The 19,139-nt window shown below is 71.1% G+C and carries 11 protein-coding genes; 5 read left to right on the forward strand and 6 right to left on the reverse strand.

All coding sequences use genetic code 11. From position 1 onward, the window contains the following. Window positions 1-30: 30 nt before the first annotated feature. A complete protein-coding gene (locus tag MicB006_RS30600) occupies window positions 31-4,317 on the forward strand; it encodes a discoidin domain-containing protein (protein WP_116510772.1) in 4,287 nt (1,428 codons plus the stop codon). A gap of 234 nt (window positions 4,318-4,551) precedes the next feature. Here the strand turns inward: MicB006_RS30600 and MicB006_RS30605 are convergent, their stop codons facing one another. Then, window positions 4,552-5,943, reverse strand: coding sequence for a PLP-dependent aminotransferase family protein (locus MicB006_RS30605; RefSeq protein WP_116510774.1), 1,392 nt, complete (start codon window positions 5,941-5,943; stop codon window positions 4,552-4,554). A gap of 40 nt (window positions 5,944-5,983) precedes the next feature. Here MicB006_RS30605 and MicB006_RS30610 point away from each other — a divergent pair, with 40 nt between their 5' ends. Further along, entirely contained in the window at window positions 5,984-6,892 is a 909-nt protein-coding gene (locus MicB006_RS30610) for a DMT family transporter (RefSeq protein ID WP_225980577.1), read from the forward strand. A 40-nt stretch (window positions 6,893-6,932) separates the two neighbouring features. On the opposite strand, the gene MicB006_RS30615 is transcribed toward MicB006_RS30610, so the two are convergent. The 3 genes from MicB006_RS30615 to MicB006_RS30625 are packed head-to-tail and all read right to left on the reverse strand — an operon-like array spanning window position 6,933 to window position 9,023. Beyond that, entirely contained in the window at window positions 6,933-7,412 is a 480-nt protein-coding gene (locus MicB006_RS30615) for an SRPBCC family protein (RefSeq protein WP_116510778.1), read from the reverse strand. Continuing rightward, complete coding sequence (locus tag MicB006_RS30620) at window positions 7,409-7,756, reverse strand: metalloregulator ArsR/SmtB family transcription factor (RefSeq protein ID WP_116510779.1); 348 nt, start codon at window positions 7,754-7,756, stop codon at window positions 7,409-7,411. The genes MicB006_RS30615 and MicB006_RS30620 overlap by 4 nt, the downstream gene beginning before the upstream one ends. Window positions 7,757-7,805: 49 nt before the next feature. Beyond that, entirely contained in the window at window positions 7,806-9,023 is a 1,218-nt protein-coding gene (locus MicB006_RS30625; RefSeq protein ID WP_116510780.1) for a hypothetical protein, read from the reverse strand. Window positions 9,024-9,353: 330 nt separating this feature from the next. Between MicB006_RS30625 and MicB006_RS30630 the strand changes: the two genes are divergently transcribed. After that, window positions 9,354-10,919, forward strand: a complete 1,566-nt coding sequence (locus tag MicB006_RS30630; protein WP_116510781.1) for a polysaccharide lyase family 1 protein — start codon at window positions 9,354-9,356, stop codon at window positions 10,917-10,919. A gap of 61 nt (window positions 10,920-10,980) precedes the next feature. Here MicB006_RS30630 and MicB006_RS30635 read toward each other — a convergent pair whose 3' ends face one another. After that, complete coding sequence (locus MicB006_RS30635) at window positions 10,981-12,711, reverse strand: cellulose binding domain-containing protein (RefSeq protein ID WP_116510782.1); 1,731 nt, start codon at window positions 12,709-12,711, stop codon at window positions 10,981-10,983. Window positions 12,712-12,738: 27 nt separating this feature from the next. Next, window positions 12,739-14,280: a non-reducing end alpha-L-arabinofuranosidase family hydrolase gene (locus MicB006_RS30640; protein ID WP_116510783.1), complete on the reverse strand. Its 1,542-nt coding sequence runs from the start codon at window positions 14,278-14,280 to the stop codon at window positions 12,739-12,741. 307 nt (window positions 14,281-14,587) lie between these two features. Here MicB006_RS30640 and MicB006_RS30645 point away from each other — a divergent pair, with 307 nt between their 5' ends. Both MicB006_RS30645 and MicB006_RS30650 read left to right on the forward strand, forming a co-directional pair. Beyond that, window positions 14,588-16,633 carry a hypothetical protein gene (locus tag MicB006_RS30645; protein WP_225980579.1) on the forward strand — a complete coding sequence of 682 codons (2,046 nt, stop codon included), beginning with the start codon at window positions 14,588-14,590 and terminating at the stop codon, window positions 16,631-16,633. A gap of 10 nt (window positions 16,634-16,643) precedes the next feature. Then, entirely contained in the window at window positions 16,644-18,905 is a 2,262-nt protein-coding gene (locus MicB006_RS30650; RefSeq protein ID WP_116510785.1) for a hypothetical protein, read from the forward strand. Window positions 18,906-19,139: the final 234 nt, after the last annotated feature.

The following is a 19,139-nucleotide window of genomic DNA, read 5'->3' on the forward strand; positions in this document are numbered from 1 at the left end:
CCTCCCCCGGGAAGAAGGTGTCCGTCCACCATGTCCAGACTCCGTACCGGAATCGTCGCGGTGCTCGCCGCGGTCGGCCTGGTCGTCACCGCTGCGCCGGCCCCACCGGCCCTCGCGGCCGGCGGCCCGAACCTCGCCGCCGGGCGCACCGCCACCGCCAGCAGCGTCAACGGCCCCTACATCGCGGCCAACCTGACCGACGGCAACCAGGGCAGCTACTGGGAGAGCAGCGGCGCGCTGCCCCAGTGGGCGCAGGTCGACCTCGGCACCAGCCGCGCCGTCGACCAGGTCGTGCTCAAACTCCCGGCCGCCTGGGAGGCCCGCAACCAGACGCTGTCCGTGCAGGCCAGCGCCGACGGCAGCGGCTTCACCACCGTCGTCGCGTCCGCCGCCCGCACGTTCAGCCCGGCCGCCGCCAACACCGTGACGCTCGGCTTCACCGCCACGAACGCCCGCTACCTGCGGGTGGTGATCACCGCGAACACCGGCTGGGCCGCCGCGCAGCTCGCCGACCTGGAGGTGTACGGCGCGGCCACCTCCTCGACCAACCTGGCTCTCGGCCGGACCATGACCGAGAGCGGCCACGCCGACGTGTACGGCGCGGGCAACGCCAACGACGGCAACGCGGCCACCTACTGGGAGAGCCCGAACAACGCGTTCCCGCAGTGGATCCAGGCCGACCTGGGCGCCGCCACCAGCGTCAACCGGCTGGTGCTGCGGCTGCCGTCCGGCTGGGGCGCGCGCACCCAGACGATCACCGTGCAGGGCAGCACGAACGGCTCCACCTTCGGCACGCTCGTCGGCTCCGCCGCGTACGCGTTCGACCCGGGCGGCGGCAACACCGTGACCGTCACCGTGCCCACCGCCTCGACTCGGTACGTGCGGCTGCTGTTCACCGCGAACAGCGCCTGGCCCGCCGGGCAGCTCGCCGAGCTGGAGGTCTACGGCCCGGTCACCGGCGACACCCAGGCGCCGAGCGCGCCCGGCAGTCTCGCGTTCACCGAGCCCGCCACCGACCAGGTGCGGCTGTCCTGGGCCGCGTCCACCGACAACGTGGGCGTCACCGGCTACGACGTGTACGCCAACGGCGTGCTGCGCACCACTGTCGGCGGCTCCACGCTGACGTACACCGACACCCAGCCGGCCGGGACCACCGTCGCCTACTACGTGCGGGCGCGGGACGCGGCCGGGAACGTGTCGGCGAACAGCAACACGGTGACCCGTACCGGCAACACCGGTGACACCGTCGCCCCGACCGCGCCCGGCAACCTGGCCTTCACCCAGCCGGCGAGCGGGCAGATCCGGCTGACCTGGACCGCGTCGAGCGACAACGTCGGCGTCACCGGCTACGAGGTGTACGCCAACGGGACGCTGCGCACCACGGTGAGCGGGTCCACGCTGACGTACACCGACAGCCAGCCGGACAGCGCCACCGTCTCGTACCACGTGCGGGCCCGCGACGCGGCCGGGAACGTGTCCGCGAACAGCAACACGGTGACCCGTACCGGCAGCACGTCCGGCGGCACCAACCTGGCGGTCGGCAAGCCCGCCACCGCGTCGTCGACGGTGCACGTGTTCGCCGCCGCCAACGCCGTCGACAACGACGTCACCACGTACTGGGAGGGCGCGCCCGGCGCGTATCCGAGCACGTTGACCGTCGCGCTCGGCGCCAACGCGAGCATCAGCGCCGTCGTGGTGAAGCTGAACCCGGACCCGGCGTGGGGCGCGCGCACGCAGACGTTCCAGGTGCTCGGCCGTGAGCAGTCCGCGTCCGGGTTCACCAGCCTGGTCGGCTCCGCGACGTACTCCTTCAACCCGAACAGCGCCAACACGGTGACCGTCCCGGTCTCCGCGACCGCCGCCGATGTCCGGCTCCAGTTCACCGCGAACTCCGGCTCCTCCAACGGCCAGGTCGCCGAACTCCAGGTCATCGGCGTTCCGGCGCCGAACCCGGACCTCACCGTCACGGCCGTCACCGCGTCGCCGTCCGCGCCGGTGGAGACGGACACGATCACGCTGTCCGCCACAGTGCGCAACGCCGGCACCGCGGCCTCCGCCGCCACCACTGTCAACCTCTACCTGGGTACGACGAAGGTCGGCACCGCCGCCGTCGGCGCGCTCGCCGCGGGCGCGTCGAGCACCGTCTCGGCGAGCATCGGCGTACGCGACGCCGGCAGCTACCAGGTCACCGCCACTGTCGACGAGTCGAACGCGGTGATCGAGCAGAACGAGGCGAACAACTCCTACACCAGCCCGACCTCGCTTACCGTCAGCCCGGTCGCCAGCTCCGACCTGGTCGCCTCCGCCGTCACCTGGTCACCCGGCACGCCGAGCGCCGGCGCCACCGTTTCCTTCGCGGTGACGCTGCGCAACCAGGGCACCATCGCGTCGGCGAGCGGCGCGCACGGCATCACGCTGACGGTGCGCGACCAGTCCGGCGCGGTGGTCCGCACGTTCACCGGCTCGTACAGCGGCACCATCGCCGCCGGGGCCACCGCCGGCCCGGTGTCGCTCGGTACCTGGACCGCCGCCAACGGCCGGTACACCGTGCGGGTGGTGCTCGCCGACGACGGCAACGAACTGCCGGTGAAGCGGCAGAACAACACCAGCGACCGGGCGCTGTTCGTCGGTCGCGGGGCGAACCTGCCGTACGACGCGTACGAGGCCGAGGACGGCACGACCGGCGGCGGCGCGCAGGTGATCGGCCCGAACCGCACCATCGGCGACCTCGCCGGGGAGGCGTCCGGCCGCCGCGCGGTCACGCTCAACACCACCGGCGCGTACGTCGAGTGGACCACCCGCTCGGCGGCGAACGCGCTGGTCGCCCGTTTCTCCATCCCGGACGCGCCGGGCGGCGGCGGGATCGACTCGACAATCAACGTCTACGTCAACGGCGTGCTGCACAAGCCGATGAGCCTCACCTCGAAGCACACCTGGCTGTACGGCGCCGAGGCCGGCCCCAGCGACTCGCCGAGCGCGGGCGCGCCCCGGCACCTGTACGACGAGGCGAACGTGCTGCTCGACGCCACGGTCCCGGCGGGCAGCCGGATCCGGCTCCAGAAGGACCCGGCGAACAGCACCACGTACGCGATCGACTTCGTCAACACCGAACTGGCGTCGCCGCGCGCCAACCCCGACCCGGCCCGCTACAAGGTGCCCACCGGGTTCAGCCACGCCGACGTGCAGAACGCGCTCGACGCGGTACGGATGGACACCACCGGCACGCTGATCGGCGTCTACCTGCCCGCCGGCACGTACGAGACGGCGCAAAAGCTCCAGGTGTACGGCAAGGCGGTGCAGGTCGTCGGCGCCGGCATGTGGTTCACCCGGTTCCAGACGCCACGCAACCAGCAGAACACCGACGCCGGTTTCCGGGTCGAGTCCTCGGCAAGCGGGTCGACCTTCGCCCACCTGGCGTTCTTCGGCAACTACACCAACCGGATCGACGGCCCCGGCAAGGTGTGGGGAGAGCTGAAGGACGTGGACGACCTGACGCTGGACAGCGTCTGGGTGGAGCACACCGTCTGCGCGTACTGGGGGGTGAGCGTGGACGGGCTGACCATCCGGGACAGCCGGTTCCGCAACACCTTCGCCGACGCGGTGAACATGACGAACGGCAGCACGAACAACCTGGTTACCAACTCGGAGGGCCGCTCCAACGGCGACGACGCGTTCGCGTTGTTCTCCGCGACCGACCAGGGTGGCTCCGGCGGCAACCACGGCAACGTGTTCGAGAACCTGACCGCCACGCTGACCTGGCGGGCGGCCGGGCTGGCGGTGTACGGCGGGTACGACAACGTGTTCCGCAACCTGTACATCGCCGACCAGCTCACGTACTCGGGCATCACGATCAGCTCGCTGGACTTCGGCTACCCGTTCGTCGGGTTCGGCGCCAGCCCGCCGACCCGGTTCGAGAACATCTCGCTGATCCGCTCCGGCGGGCACTTCTGGGGCGCGCAGACGTTCCCGGCGATGTGGTTGTTCTCCGCGTCGAAGGAGTTCCGCGGCATCCGGGTGAGCGATGTGGACATCGTCGATCCGACGTACTCGGGGATCATGTTCCAGACCAACTACAACGGCAGCCAGCCGGAGAACCCGATCACCGACACGGTGCTGACGAACGTGTCGATCTCCGGGGCGCGGCGCAGCGGCGACGCGTTCGACGCGAAGTCCGGCTTCGGCATCTGGGCAAACGAGATGCCCGAGGCGGGCCAGGGCCCCGCAGTCGGCGCGGCGACGTTCACTAACCTCCGCCTGACCGACAACGCCCAGGACATCAAGAACACCACCACAACCTTCACCATCACCCGCAACTAACCCCCGCCCCCGCCCCCTCCGCCCCCGCGATCTTGCACTTCCGGTCCCTCCGATGCCGGATTACTCCCGGTATGAGGGGCACCAAACTGCAAGATCGTGGGGATGGGGCGGGGTGGGCGTGAGGGCCCGGGCCGAACGGCGATCTTGGAGTTGTGGCGCCTCTGATAGCGGGGCGAAGCCGACAAGACGTGGCACCACAAGTCCAAGATCGACGGAGGGCGTAGGGCCGCGCGGTCAGTGGGGGAGGGCGGTGGACAGGCGGCGGATCGCCTCGTCCATCTGCTCGGGTGGGGCAGCGGCGTACGTCAGGCGCAGGTGCGGGGCGGGGGGTTCTGCCGCGTACCAGGGGCGGCCGGGGAAGACGGTGACGCCCGCCGCGGCGGCCGCCGTTGTCACCGCCACGTCGTCGGCGCCGTCGGGCAGCCGTACCCAGAGGTGCAGCCCACCGCGCGGGACGGCGCGTGGGGCCAGCGACGGCAGATGTCGGTCCAGCGCGGCGAGCAGCGCCTCCCGGCGGGCCCGCAGCTGTACGCGCAGGCTGCGGCGGTGCCGGTCCCAGGCCGGCGCGGTGAGGAACTCGACTGTGGCCTGTTGCAGCGGTCCGGCGACGAAGAGGTCGTCGAGCAGGCGGGCGGCGCGCAGCCGCGCCCCTGCTGGCCCGCGCGCGCCGATCGCGGCGATGCGCAGGCCGGGCGCTGTGGACTTGGTCAGCGAACGCAGGTGGACGACGTGCCCGTCCGGGTCGTCGGCGGCCAGCGGTGGCGGGGCCTCCCCGTCGATGGTCAGGTCACGTGCGTAGTCGTCCTCCACCAGGAACGCTCCGGCGGCGCGTACCGCCTCGGCGACCTGGGTGCGCCGGGCGGGGGAGAGCGTCGCGCCGTGCGGGTTGGCGTGCAAGGGCTGGCAGTAGAAGAGGCGCGCGCCGGTGCGGGCGAACGCGGCGGCGAGCTGGTCGGGGCGTACCCCGTCGGCGTCGGCGGGCACGGGCACCACCCGCAGCCCGGCGGCGCGCGCGGCGGCGAGCGCGCCCAGGTAGGTGGGGGACTCGACCAGCACCGTGTCGCCGGGAGTGGTGAGCGCCCGCAGCGTCGAGGAGAGCGCGGCCTGCCCGCCCGGGCAGATCACCATGTCCTCGGCGCGCAGGCCGCCGCCCGCCTCGCGGGCGAACCAGGCGCGCAGGTCGGCGCGTCCCTCGACCGGGCCGCGCTGCCACGCGGCCGGCTGCCGGGCCGCGCGGGCGAGCGCCGCGCCGAGCGCGGCAGCCGGCTGGAGATCCGGGTCGAGGTAGCCGCCGGTCAGCGGGATGGCACCCGACGGTGGTAACGCGAGCAGCGCCTGCATCTCGTCCTCGCCGCCCCGCCGCGAGCCCAGCGCGACGGTCTGCCACGACAGGTCCGCCCGTGGCGGGTCGGCGCGGCGGTTCGCCACGTACGCGCCACGGCCCGGCCGCGTCTCGACCAGGCCGTCGGCGACGAGCCGCCGGGTCGCCTCGGCGACGGTGACGGGGGAGACGTGATGGTGTGCGGTCAGCTCCCGTACCGACGGCAGCCGCGTGCCGGGGACGGCATCCGAGGCCAGCGCACCCAGATGCCGGACGACACGATCGATAGCGCTACCATCATTCATGACGGCACAGAGTAGCGCTACTGCACCAACGACGGTAACGGTGAGGCCGGGCGCCGGGGTCGCTCTCGGCGCGCTGGGTGTGCTGGCCTTCAGCATGTCGCTGCCGGCCACCCGCGTCGCGGTGCACACGCTCGACCCCTGGTTCGTCGCGTTCGGACGGGCGGTGGGCGCGGCGCTGCTCGCCTGGGCCTACCTGCGGCTCACCGGCGCCCCACACCCCACCCGGGACCAGTGGCGACGGCTGTCGATAGTCGCGCTCGGCGTCGTGGTCGGCTTCCCGCTGTTCACCTCGCTGGCGCTCACCACACAGACGTCCGCGCACGGCGCGGTGGTGGTCACCGTGCTGCCCGCCATGACCGCGGTGTTCGCGGTGCTGCGGGCCGGGGAGCGGCCGCCGTCGCTGTTCTGGATCGCCAGCGCCGCCGGACTGGCGCTGGTGCTCGCGTTCCTCGCCGCCGGCGGCTCGATCCGCGGGACGCTGTCGGCCGCCGACCTGTTCCTGCTCGCCGCCGTGGTGCTCTGCGGACTCGGGTACGCCGAGGGCGGCCGGCTGGCCCGCGAACTCGGTGGCGCCCGGACGATCTGCTGGGCGTTGCTGCTGTCGCTCCCGGTCACCGTGCCGGTCACGGCGGTTGCCGCGCTCGTCCACCCGCCGCAGGGCGGCGTCGCCGCCTGGACCGGGTTCGGCTACCTCACAGTGGTCTCGATGTTCCTCGGCTTCTTCGCCTGGTACGCCGGGCTGGCCCGGGGCGGCATCGCCAAGGTCGGTCAGATCCAGCTCGCCCAGCCGGTGCTCACGCTGATCTGGTCGGCAGTGCTGCTCGGTGAGGCGGTCACGCCCGGCGCGCTCGTGGTGGCGGGCGCGGTGCTCGCCTGCGTCGTGCTCATCCAGCGCACCCGCAGCGGCGCGACGCCGGAGTCGTCCCGCAGGCGAGCCGTCCCGCTCTGACACCCGCCGGTCCGACCGGCCCGGTCGGACCGGCGGGCCCTTATCCGGCGTCTCTGAACAGGCCGGCGTACCGGGTCAGGTACAGCGGCCAGCCCTCGTCATGAGCGACGCCGTCCCGGACCGACTCCCAGCCCGGACCGTGCCGGTCCAGGTTGCGGTGCTCCAACTCGACTCGGGTCCGCTGCGGCGTCTCGGCGACGAACCGGACCTCGACCTCGCTGGCGTTGTCCTGATCCTGTTCGAGCTGCCACGCCGGGCTGATGTCCCAGCTGAACACCACCCGGTCCGGCGGCTCGAAGACGAGGATCCGCGCCCAGGCGCACTCGCTGCCGTCCTCGCCGCGGTCGTAGATGTGCCCGCCGACCTTCGGCTCGAACACGGTCTCGACGATCGGTGACCCCAGCAGGTTGTGCTCCCTCGGCTTGAAGTCGCCGAACCGCTGCGTGAACACCGCGAACGCCCGTTCGACCGGTGCGTCCACCACGATCTGCCGACTCACCACCGCATCCCTGCCACTCATGATTCCTCCTCGTCAGGACGTTCGGCGACGTCCCGGAAGCTCTCCAACGCCCGGCTCCAGTAGGTGTCGAGCTGATCTCGTAACGCCGCCACCCCGGCCGGATTGAGCCGGTAGACGCGCCGGGTGCCCGCCGCCCGGTCCGTCACCAGGCCGGCGTCCTTCAGCACCCGCAGATGCTGCGACACCGCCGGCCGGCTGATCGGCAGCACCGCGGCCAGCTCGCCGACCGCCCTCGGCCGCTCCGCGAGACTCGCGATGATGGCCCGCCGTGTCGGGTCACCCAGGGCGTCCCATCCGTCCTCAGCTTTGTAAGTGGGCACGAACGGTAAGCTACGGCTTACCATGGAGAGCCGTCAAGCCCTGCGAACGGCGCGCGCCCCGGGCGGACCGTCCTCAGCAGGGCGCGATGGTGCCGGTCACGCTGGAGACGTACGCGTGGCTGACGAAGTGTCCTGACGCGAGGCGGTTCCACTGGGTGGTGGTCCGGTACGGGCCGCTCACCGACTGGCCGGTGACGGAGCACTCGATCGGCACGTTGGCGTACGTGGCGGCCAGGCCGACGACGGGGTTGCCCGTGCCGGGGCCGGAGCGGATGTTGAGCGGGCCGCTGCCGATGCGGCCCCGGGTGCCGGTGCCGGTCCAGAGGTAGGCGACGTCGACCCAGGCGTTGTCGGTCAGCAGCAGACCGTCCCAGAACGTGCCGTCGGCGAGGTCGATGCCGGCCGGGCTGCCCACCACGCGTCCGAACTGGTCCCGGCCGCCGTTGTAGCCGCTCTGGTACGCCGCCTGCGCCTCGGGCCGGCCCTGCGGCAGGTCCTTCCACATCTCCCGCACACCGCTCGGGTTCCAGTAGTCGTCCTTGGTGTTCCACGGCCCCATGTCCCAGACCGGCGCGTACTCGCAGCGGCTGCGGGTCGTGGTGCAGACCCGCACGGTGTAGTCGCCGGTGTTCTTCGGCGCGAGTCCGCGGGCCGAGGGCAGGGCGACGAAGTGGTCCCGGGAGACGATCACGTGCCCGTTGGCGGTGGTCCCGCCGACCAGCCCTTCGCGGGTGGCGTACACCCGGTAGGTGAGGCCGGGCGTGGCGGCCGTGACGGCGGCGACCGAGTCGGCGGTGAGCCGGACCGTGCGCAGGCTGGGCGTGGCGGCCGTTCGGTCGGCGGTGAGGACCACCCGGATCTGCACCCGGGTGACCGGCTGGTCGAACACGGCCGCGCCGGTCACGGCCCGCCATTCGGTCCACGCGCCCGATCGCCAGCCGCGCGCCGCCACCTCGACGGCGCTGTCGCGGGCGGGACCTGCGACGACGTCGGCCCGGACCCGGTTGGCGGGTGCGGCGAGTGAATGCGGCGCGACGAGGAGCGTGCCCTCGGCCGCGATGCCGCGCCGGGCCGTGGGCCGGTGTGCCGCATCGGCGAGGCGGAGTTCCGTGCCCGTCCAGCGGACGTTGACGTCGTCGGAGTCGATTCCGGCCAGGTCGGCGCTCCAGGTGTTGCCGGTGGCCGCCGGTGTCTCCAGGGGCGTGGCGAGGGCCGGCGCGGCGGCCAGGACGGCGGCGACGACCGCGCCGGCGACTGCGGCCGACGTACGGGTCCTGCGGGGTCGGGACATGGCGCTCCTTGTGGGGGCAGGGTTAGACAGATGTCGATGCGAGGGTGAGGTGCAGGCAACCATCGATCTCGCTGCCCGTCAAGGTGGCGCCTCTGGCGTGCGGCCGCCCTGAGCAGTGCAAAAAACCTGCAAACGCTACCTCTTGCCCTGAGCGAAAGCGCTTTCATACGATCGCGTTACATCGATGTTTCGTTTGCGGCCCGGGCATCGCAGATGACAACATCCGCCGGCGACGCGCCTGATCGCGTCGCGGCTCCTCACTACTCCCATTCGGTGACTGGCCGCTGCTCGGCGGCAATTCCCGCATGCTCGAAAAAGGAATGAGGCGACATGAGAAGACCAGTCGCGCTGCGACTCCACGCGGCACTGGCCACGGCGGTCGTGGGGATCGCCGTCGCCGTGGCGCTCCCGTCCCCGCAGGCGTCGGCGGCGGCCGGCAGCGCCACCGGCTACGCCACCCAGAACGGCGGCGCCACCGGCGGCGCGGGCGGGCAGACGGTACGCGCCACCACCGGCACCGCCATCCACGCCGCGCTGTGCGGGCGGGCCAGCAGCAGCACCCCGATCATCATCGAGGTGACCGGGACCATCAACCACGGCAACACCAGCAAGGTCTCCGGATCGAGCTGCAACACCGCCGACGGCGTGATCGAGCTGAAGCAGATCAGCAACGTCACCATCATCGGCGTGGGCAGCGGCGCCGTCTTCGACCAGCTCGGCATCCACATCCGCGACTCGCGCAACATCATCATCCGCAACGTGACGGTGCGCAACGTCAAGAAGTCCGGCTCGCCCACCTCCAACGGCGGTGACGCGATCGGCATGGAGAGCAGCGTCCGCAACGTCTGGGTCGACCACGTGACGCTGGAGGCGTCCGGCGGGGAGTCGGAGGGCTACGACGGCCTGTTCGACATGAAGGACGACACTCAGTACGTGACGCTGTCGTACAGCATCCTGCGCAACTCCGGCCGGGGCGGCCTCATCGGGTCCAGCGAGAGCGACCGCGGCAACGGCTACATCACGTTCGAGCACAACCTGTACGAGAACATCGACTCCCGTACGCCGCTGTTGCGTGGCGGCATCGCCCACATGTTCAACAACCACTACACCGGGCTGCACGAGTCGGGCATCAACTCCCGGGCCGGCGCGCGGGCCAAGGTGGACAACAACTACTTCCGCAACTCCAAGGACGTGCTCGGCACGTTCTACACCAGCGAGCGCGGCACCTGGCAGGTCAGCGGCAACATCTTCGACAACGTGACCTGGTCCTCGCCCGGGAGCGACAACTACCCGGCGGGGCCGAACGTGACGTCCACGACCACCGTCAGCGTGCCGTACTCGTACCGTCTGGACGCGGCGAGCTGCGTGCCGGACGTCGTGCGGCAGACGGCGGGCCCGAACACCGGCCTGCGCGTCTCCGACGGCAACTGCACGCCGCAGTCCCCGACCCCGACCACTCCCGCACCCACCACGCCCGCACCCACCACGCCGCCGCCCGGGACGACCACCCCGCCCCCGTCCGGCGGGACCAACCTGAGCCTCCTCTCCGGGGCCGGCGCCGACGGGTCCAGCAAGGCCGACGGCACCAGCTACGGCAACGTGCGCGACGGCAGCCTGAGCACCTACTGGTCGCCGTCCGGATCCACCGGCACCGTCTCGATCAAGTGGGGGTCGGCCACCACCGTGTCCCGCGTGGTCATCCGCGAGCCGTCCGGCACCTCGGGCTCGATCGGGTCCTGGCAGCTCGTCAACAACGACACCGGCGCGGTGCTGGCCTCCGGCAGCGGGGCTGGCCAGATCACCTTCGGCGCGACTTCGCTGAAGAAGATCAACTTCAAGATCAACAGCTCCAGCGGTACGCCGAGAGTCGGCGAGTTCGAGACGTACGCCAGTTAGCGGTCACACACGAGCGGGGGCGGCCGATCCGGCCGCCCCCGCCCTTGTTTCGTGTCCCCGGTCAGAGGGTGAGCACGACGGTGGAGATGCTTCGCGCGCCGACGTTCACAGTGACCTGGTTGCCGTTCACGCCGACCGGCTGGCTCGCCGCGCTGGCGTTCTGCGACGTGGCCACGTACTCCGCCCGGCTGACGTTCTGCGGCGCCTGGATGATCGCGTTGTTCACCGCGCTGGTGGACCGGTTGAGGATCACCAGCGTGACCTTCCCGTCACCGGAATAGGCGGTCACCTCCAGCGGCGACGCCTTGGAGCTCTTGGTCAGGGCGACCCGCTGGTAGCCGGGCCGCACGTACTTCGAGTACTGCGAGAACGCGTACCCGCGCTTGAGCGGCGCGCCCGCCACGGTGCCGTACGCGGACTCGCCGTCACCGATGAACGAGTAGTAGCGCTTGCCGTACCACCAGACGTACGCGCTCCAGTTCGACTCCATCGACTTGTGCACGGTGCGCATGATGTCGTCGAGCGTCTCGTTCCAGGCCGCGGCGTTGGCCGGGTTGCCCCAGATGTTGGAGCCGCCGCCGTCGGCCTCGTGCAGGTTCCACTCGGTCATCCACACCGGCTTGTTGTACTGCTGCGCCAGCGTGTACGGCTTCAGCCGGCCGGACGCCTCGGTGCCGTACAGGTGACCGCCGATGTACCCGATGTTGTTGCGGGCCGCCGCGTCGTTGAGCGTCGGGTCGGTGTAGCTGTAGTTCAGGTTCACCGCCTCGGCGACCATCAGCTTGGTGTTCTGCACCTTGGCGCCCTGTTCCCGGACGAAGGTCTGCAGCTCGGTGCCGCTCCAGTCCATCGAGTCGTAGTCCGGGTGCCAGTCCGGCTCGTTCTGCACGGACGTGACGTCGACCGTTACGCCCTGGTTGCGCATGTACTGGACGTAGCTGTTGAGGTGGTTGGCGTAGTCGTCGTAGTAGTCGGTGCGCAGCTTGCCGCCGTTGATCCGGCTGTTGTTCGTCTTCCAGGCCGCCGGAGCGGTCCACGGCGACGCCATGATCTTCACGTTCGACCCGTACGATTTCGCCGTGCGCAGCGCGCTGACCTGGGTTCCCCACTCGCCGGACACCGGCGAGATGCCGGTACGCACGATGGACAGGCCGAGCTGGTTGGGGCCGAGCCCGACGAGCGTCTGCGTCTCGGCCGTCGACCAGGCGCCGCCCCAGATCGACACGGCGGCGCCGAACCCGTCGATCGTCTGGTAGCGGCTGGCGGTGTTGACGGTGATGTCCGCCGCCCCGGTGGGCGGCGGGCTGCTCGGCGAGGTGGTCGGCGAACTCGTCGGCGACGTGGACGGCGAGGTGGACGGCGACGTCGGCGTCGTGCCGCCGGTGCAGGTCACGCCGTTGAGCGCGAAGCTGGTCGGCGCGGGGTTGCTGCTGGTCCAGGACCCGTTGAACCCGAACGACGTGCTGCCGTTCGTCGGGATGGACCCGTTGTAGTCGACGTTGCGGGCGCTGACCGCCGCCCCGCTCTGGGTGACTGTGGCGTTCCACGCCTGGGTGACGGTCTGGCCGGCGGCGTAGGACCAGGTGAGCGTCCAGCCGTTGACCGGGTCACCGAGGTTGGTGACCGTGACGTTCGCGCCGAAGCCGCCCTGCCACTGCGACGACACGGCGTAGGTCACCGCGCATCCGGCGGCCGCCGCCCCGGCCGGTAGCGCCGCGGCCATCGCGGTGGACGCCAGCAGGACCGCGCCGGCCGACAACACCGCGGTACGGGTCGTTCTGTGCCTTTTCATGCGACCTTCTCTCCTCGACGGCCCGGCTCAGCGCTGGAGGGTGAGCAGTCCGGGGCGGTAGGGCAGGAGGCCGTAGTCGCCGCCGGAGCTGGGGGAACGGCCCTGGTAGAGCAGTTGGAGGTTGCAGGGGTCGACGGTGAAGGTCTGGTCGGCGGTGGTGCGGATCAACTCACCGTGGCTGATGTCGTTGGTCCAGGTGGCGCCGCTGTTGGCCTTGCCGGCGAAGGGGTTGGACTCGGTGGCGGCCTGCGGGGTCCAGGAGCCGCCCAGGCTGGTGGCGGTGAACGACCGGAAGTAGCGGCCCTGCGAGCCGATCGCCTCGACGATCATCAGGTAGCGGGTCTGGCCCTGCAGCTTGTAGACCTGCACGGCTTCGAACAGGTTGTTCGTCGAGTCCGACATGATCGTGGTGTAGTTCGAGCCGAAGCTGCCGGGGAAGTTCCCGATCGGCATGCTGGAGCGGTAGATCTTGCCGTTGTCACCGGCGAAGAACAGGTACATGTTCTGGTCGTCGGCGATCAGGGTCTGGTCGATCGGGCCGGTGCCGGAGCCGGAGATGCTGCCGGTGAACAGCGGCTGCGCCGAGGACCATCCGTTGGGGTTGGTGGGGTCGTTGGAGGTGCGGTAGGAGAACGCGGTGGGTCCCCACTGGTAGGCCAGGACCCAGATGTTGCGCGGCGCGAAGTAGAACAGCGTCGGCGCGACAGTGCCGGAGGACATCGCGTTCTGCGAGGCGGAGGCCATCTGCGACCAGTTGGAGAACAGACCGAAGTTCATCGACCCCCACGACGACCCGGTGTCGTGCGTGGTGGCGTAGACGAGGTGCTGCCCGTTGTAGGGCACCACTGTGAAGTCCTTGAGCGACACCCAGCCCGAGCGCGGCTGCGCCAACACGCCCGTGGACGACCACCGGTACGACGACGGCAGGTTGCACGTACCACCCGGCGGCGGAGTGGTGGGCGGCGCCGTGGTGGGGTTGCCACCGCCGCCGTCGACGCGGACGAGCTGCCACTGCTGGTTGGCGCCGTTCCAGTCGTCGTACTGGACGATGTTTCCGCCGTCGGCGGTCGAGGCGCCCTGCACCTCCACCACCTTGTTGCTGTTGCGGTTGATCAGGCGGATGTACCCGCTGTCGGAGTCGGCCAGCCGGAACTGCTGGTTGGTCCCGTTGGTGTCGGACCACTGCACGATGCTGCCGCCGTTTGCGGTCGACCAGTTGTAGACGTCGAGCACCTTGCCGGACAGCCGGGACTTCAGCCGGTAGTAGCCGCCGCCGGAGTCGACGAACTGCCACTGCTGCTGGTTGCCGTTGTTGCGCGACCACTGCACGATTCGCGCGCCGTCGTTCGTGGCCAGGTTGTAGACGTCGAGCGCCTTGCCGCTGTTGCGGTTGACCAGGACGTACCAGGCACTCGTGTCGACGCTCGCGGCGGCGGCGGGCGCGGACACGACCGCCACGGCGCCGGCGCCGACGAGGAGCGCCGCGGCGCCTGTCGCGACGACTCGCGGCAGCCATCCGCGCCGTCGTGGCGGCGACACCGTCGATGGGGATCTACCAAAAGCAAACATGTTCCTCCCTCAGATCACATTTGTGAGCGCTAACAATTAGCGCTGGCGCACTGACCCCACACCCGGCCTGCCACCCGGCCGCCCGCGCCCGCTCGGCGACCCGTCGCTGCCGCCGCGCTGTGCCATCGACTGTGAGCGATAACACGTCGTTCGTCAAGTCGTAACAGTCGATGGATGCCGGGCCCGACGGCCACGGAGGTCATGTCGGCTTGTCGACCCAGCACTAGCGACGCCCGTATCGCGGCCCGACAGTGCACACGGCTGGAGGGCGGTGGGGGATTTGGGGCAGCCGGCGGACGAATCCGTCATGATCCGGGACTGGTTCAGCGTGCCGCGGGTGTCCGCCGAGGACCGGGCCGCGGTCTTCGGCGTACGCACCCAGGACCCGCGGGTGGAGTTCGTCGCGCTGACCGTCAAGTACTGGATGGACGCCCACGCCACCCGGTCGATGACCCGCGACCGGGTCCTGACCGCGATGAGCGGCCGCATCACCACCGACAACGTCTGGGACCTGGTCGCGATGCTCGCGAAACTGCGGCTGGCCGAGGCGTTCTTCGACCTGGCCGCCTCCGACGTCGACACCGACGGCGCGTTCCGCCGCCACCTGCTCGGCCTCGACCCCGCGCTGCTCGACGCGATGCGGCACTACGCGGCCTGGAACGGGATCAACCCGAAGCTGTTCCTCGACGGGTTCGCGGTGGGTGTCGGGGAGTCCGTCGCGACGGTGGTGGTCGACCTCGGCAAGCTCGTGCAGTTGATCGGCCGGCTCCAGCAGGAACAGTTCACCACGCTCATCGTGCTGACAGTCGATCCCCGCGCCGGTGTGCAGCGCATCGCCGACCAGGCCACAGTCGTACGCCAGGCGCTGGCCGGGATCGTGGCCGCGCTGGACCCGACAACCGTCCCGGAACGGCTGCTGGCGCTGTGGCGCGGCTGGGCGGCCGAGTTCGCCCGGCACCTGGAGAACCTCGACCCGTTCGCCGCCGGCCGGCTGCTCGGGCGCGTCGCCGGCGACCTGTACCAGGTGCTCACCGGACTGGTACATCTCGCCCGGCTGCTCGGCGGCGTCGCGGTGCGCGCCGCCGTCCGGTACGTGCCGCTGCTGCTCGCGGGCGCCCGCGAGGCACGCCTGCTGACCGCCCAGATGGCCGCGCTGCTGGTGGCGATCGGCCGGGCCGCGATCGCCGCCACGCCCCGGGTGGGGCTGGCCGTCCTGCGCACGCTCTTCCCGCCGAAGGTGCTCGACGCGCTGTTCCGGCAGGGCCGGGTGCTGCTGGCCGACGCCGAACTGACGCTGAGCGTGTTCACCCAGGCGGCGCACGCCGAGGCGTTCGCGGGCGCCGGGGCGGGCACCCGGCTCGGCGCGCTGGTCAGCCTCGACGGCCGGCCCGTGCTGATGGCGAGCATGTCCGAGACGGTGTCCTCGGCCGGCCGGGCGGCGACTCGCGCCGAACTGAACGAGGCGCTGGACGAGATCATCAAGCGGGTCGAGGACCTGCGCGAGCTGAAGCCGCCGAAGACACCCCGGGACATCCAGGCCGCCGTCGTGCGCGCGGCCATCGCCCGGCAACTGGAGCAGCGGCTGACCACCGCGTTCAACCGGGCGCTCCAGACCGCCGCGTACGAGGAGTTCCGCGCGCTGCGCAAGGCCGGGCAGGCGCAGCCCTGGCGGCTCGGGCAGCAGGTGCACCGGCGGATGGCCGCCGAGGTCGCCCAGCTCGTCGGCCGGTCACCGGGCCTCGAGGCGTTCGCGGAGAAGTCGCTGGCGACAGTGGTCGAGGCGGTCCGCGCGGCCCATCCGGAACTGGCGCCCGCGCTGCGCGGCTCCGAGGCGGTGCTGCGCCAGACGGTCGCCCAGATGCTGCTCGGCCACCCGGACCGGGACCTGCTGCTGCGCCTCGTCGGGTTCACCGGCAACCCGGCCGCGGCCGGGGCGGAGAAGGCCCTCGCCGGCCACCTCGCCGAGCGGTTCCGGTGGAAGGCGTCCACCACTGTCGGGGACCTCCGTTCCGACCTGCTGCTCGTCGACCCCGATGCGGCCCGCGTCACGAACGTCGACTGGACCTCCTCGACCAAGCTGGAGCGCTTCGAGAAGACCTGGGGCACCGTCGCCGACGACCTCGGGGAGACGTTCGACGGTCGCTGGGAGGCGATCGCGGAGGCGTACCAGCGGGCCGCCAAGGGCGGTGTGCCGGCAGAGGTCGTCGCCGGTCTCGAAGAGCTGACCGCGCACGCCGTACGCGAGACGGTCGTCCGGCAGGCCGCCCTCAGTCAGTTGTTCCCCGGGTTCTTCGTCACCTCGCACGAGATGACGTACCAGGGGCTGCACTCCCTGTTCACCCTGCCGCTGTAGAGGAGCACCGATGGGCAGAGTCGTCGTCGCCGACGCCGATCCGGCGACGCTTGGTTTCAGCACCGCGCATTCCGACCGGTACGTCTACTCGAACTACTTCGTACCGGTCCGGCTCACGTTCGGCGGTGGCGAGACGCCCATCCTGCCGTTCTACGTCAAGCAGGCGCTGATCGAGGCGATCCGCTACGGCGGGCTCGACGGCGACCGGCTGCCCCACCTGCTCAAGCAACTCGGCCTCTACGACCTGTGGAAGGCCAACGAGATGGACGCCGCCACCGAGGCACTGCCCGGCGCCGACTCGGGCATGTCGTACCGGGAGCCGCCGGCGCGGCGCCAGACGCTCCTCGGCGACCAGCAGGCGGAGTTCGTCGCCGGGCTGCTCCAGTCCGACGTGGGCATCGCGTTCCTCGACCGCACCCGGATCCGGCCGGTGGGCTTCGCGCTCGGCGAGCACGTCTACGCGCTGGCGCTCGCCCCCGGTGAGGAGGCGGTGCTGGAGCAGCGCACCTACACCAAGCGCGAGCTGACCCTGGAGGAGCAGAACGAGTCGGAACAGCAGACCGACGTCGAGCTGACCAGCGCGCTCACCACGGAACTCCAGGAGGGCTTCGAGCGGCAGAAGTCGCTCACCGACACCTGGGGGCTCAACGCGAGCCACACCGGCCAGTACACCAGCCCGACCGGCATCTGGGGCACCTTCAACGCCAGCCACACGATCGGCTTCGCCAGCAGCGTCACCGCGGCGAGCCAGGAGACGAGCCGCCGCGCGGTCAAGGACAGCCGGACCGCCACCTCGAAGGTCGCCGCGCGCTACCGCACCCAGCACAAGACCGACTTCAAGCTGGTCAGCGAGACGGGTACGGAGTCGTCCTCGAAGCGCACCGTCCGCAACCCGAACCGGGCCACGCCGATCACGCTGCACTACTTCAAGGTGCTGCAACGGCTGGAGCTGGCCCACGAGCGGTACGGCGCACGGGTCTGCTGGGCCCCCACGATCAAGGATCCGGCGTTCGCCTTCGCCCAGAAGATCGTCGACGGGCGGCAGCGGATCCGCGACAACGCGGTCGCCGCACTGCCCCCGATGCCGGTGAAGCCGGAGCGCCCGCCGCGTGGCGCGCCCGCAGCGGTGGAGACGCGCGTCGTGTACTCCCCCGTGGTCACGCTCGACAAGTGGGGATTCACGGGTGACATGAGCGCGGACTACGACGTCGATGTCCCCGTCGACGCCGGCTGGGAGTGGGACGGCAACGTCGACACGATCCGGCAGAACCTCACGCTGATCACCCGCCGTCCGCCGGACGCGATCGCCGCCCGGGTGGTGGGCGTGCCGGTGGTCACCGAGGCGGACGGACGGCCGGTGCTGCGCGTACGCGTGCACGTCGGCGCCCGGAGCTGGCTGGCGGGTCCGGGCGCGGACGTGCAACTCGCCGCCGGGTTCCGGCGTACCCCGACGGTGGTGGACCAGACCGCCGACGACGCGGCGTACAACGCGCTGGTCGCGGGCTACCTGACCGACCTTCAGGAGTGGCAGGACCGGCGCGACGCGGCGCTGGCGGCGGCCCAGACGGCGGGGGACGAGTTCGAGGCGCGGCTACGGGCCGGCTTCTCGCCGGTCAACGAGATGGTCTCGCAGATCGTGGAGGCGCACTTCCCGGCCAGCGTGCGGGACGAGGCGTGGGAGATCGACTTCTGGCACCGGGTCTTCGACTGGGAGCGCGCGTCGTTCGTGGCGTACCCCGGGTGGTGGTCCGGCGGTGATGCCCGTGCCCCGGAGCGCGACCCCGGCGACTTCGTCAACGCCAGCTGGGCGAAGCTCTACCTGCCGGTGCGGGCCGGCATGGAGCTGACCGCGCTGCGGTGGATCTTCGGCAAGGTGGTGGCGACCAGCCTCGCGCCGCAGGTGGAGCACGAGCTGAAGGCGTTCGTGGACGAGCTGACGGCGTACCGGACCGGCCACCTCGGCACCGGCGACGAGATGCCCGAGCTGACCACCGAGTGCCAGGACGTGCCGGAGCGGGTGTACTGCCTGGCGAAGTGGACCGAGTTGATGCCCACCGACGGCACTCACCTGGAGGTGGTGCAGGGCGCCACCACGGCGGCCGACGCGGTGACCGCCAAGGAGATCAGCGACGCGGAGGCGCTGCGGGCGGCGTTGCTCGACGGCGAGGTGCAGACCAACCGGCTCCGGACCAAGGCGTACGACCAGATGACCGAGCCGGCCGACGTCGGCATCCACCTCGGCACGCCGTCCGGGAGCGGCCCGGCCGCCTGAGCCGCCGGACGCTACCGCTCGTCCACCCCGGTCCCTCGCCTGAGCAGGGGATCGGGGTGGACGATTTCTGGCAAAGTCTGAACTTTCGATTCGTGGCCTAGATGGTCAAAAAGGCGCATAATTGATCCCTTACGGTCGCTCCCCTGAGCGACGACGACGCCGGCCGGCGAACCGTCCAAAAAGAACCGTCTCCCCACCGGTGGGTTGATGGTGCTGGATCCCCAAAGGCACTAG

Origin of the sequence: Micromonospora sp. B006 (genome assembly GCF_003408515.1) — a bacterium.
GTDB classification, from domain to species: Bacteria; Actinomycetota; Actinomycetes; order Mycobacteriales; family Micromonosporaceae; genus Micromonospora; species Micromonospora echinospora_A.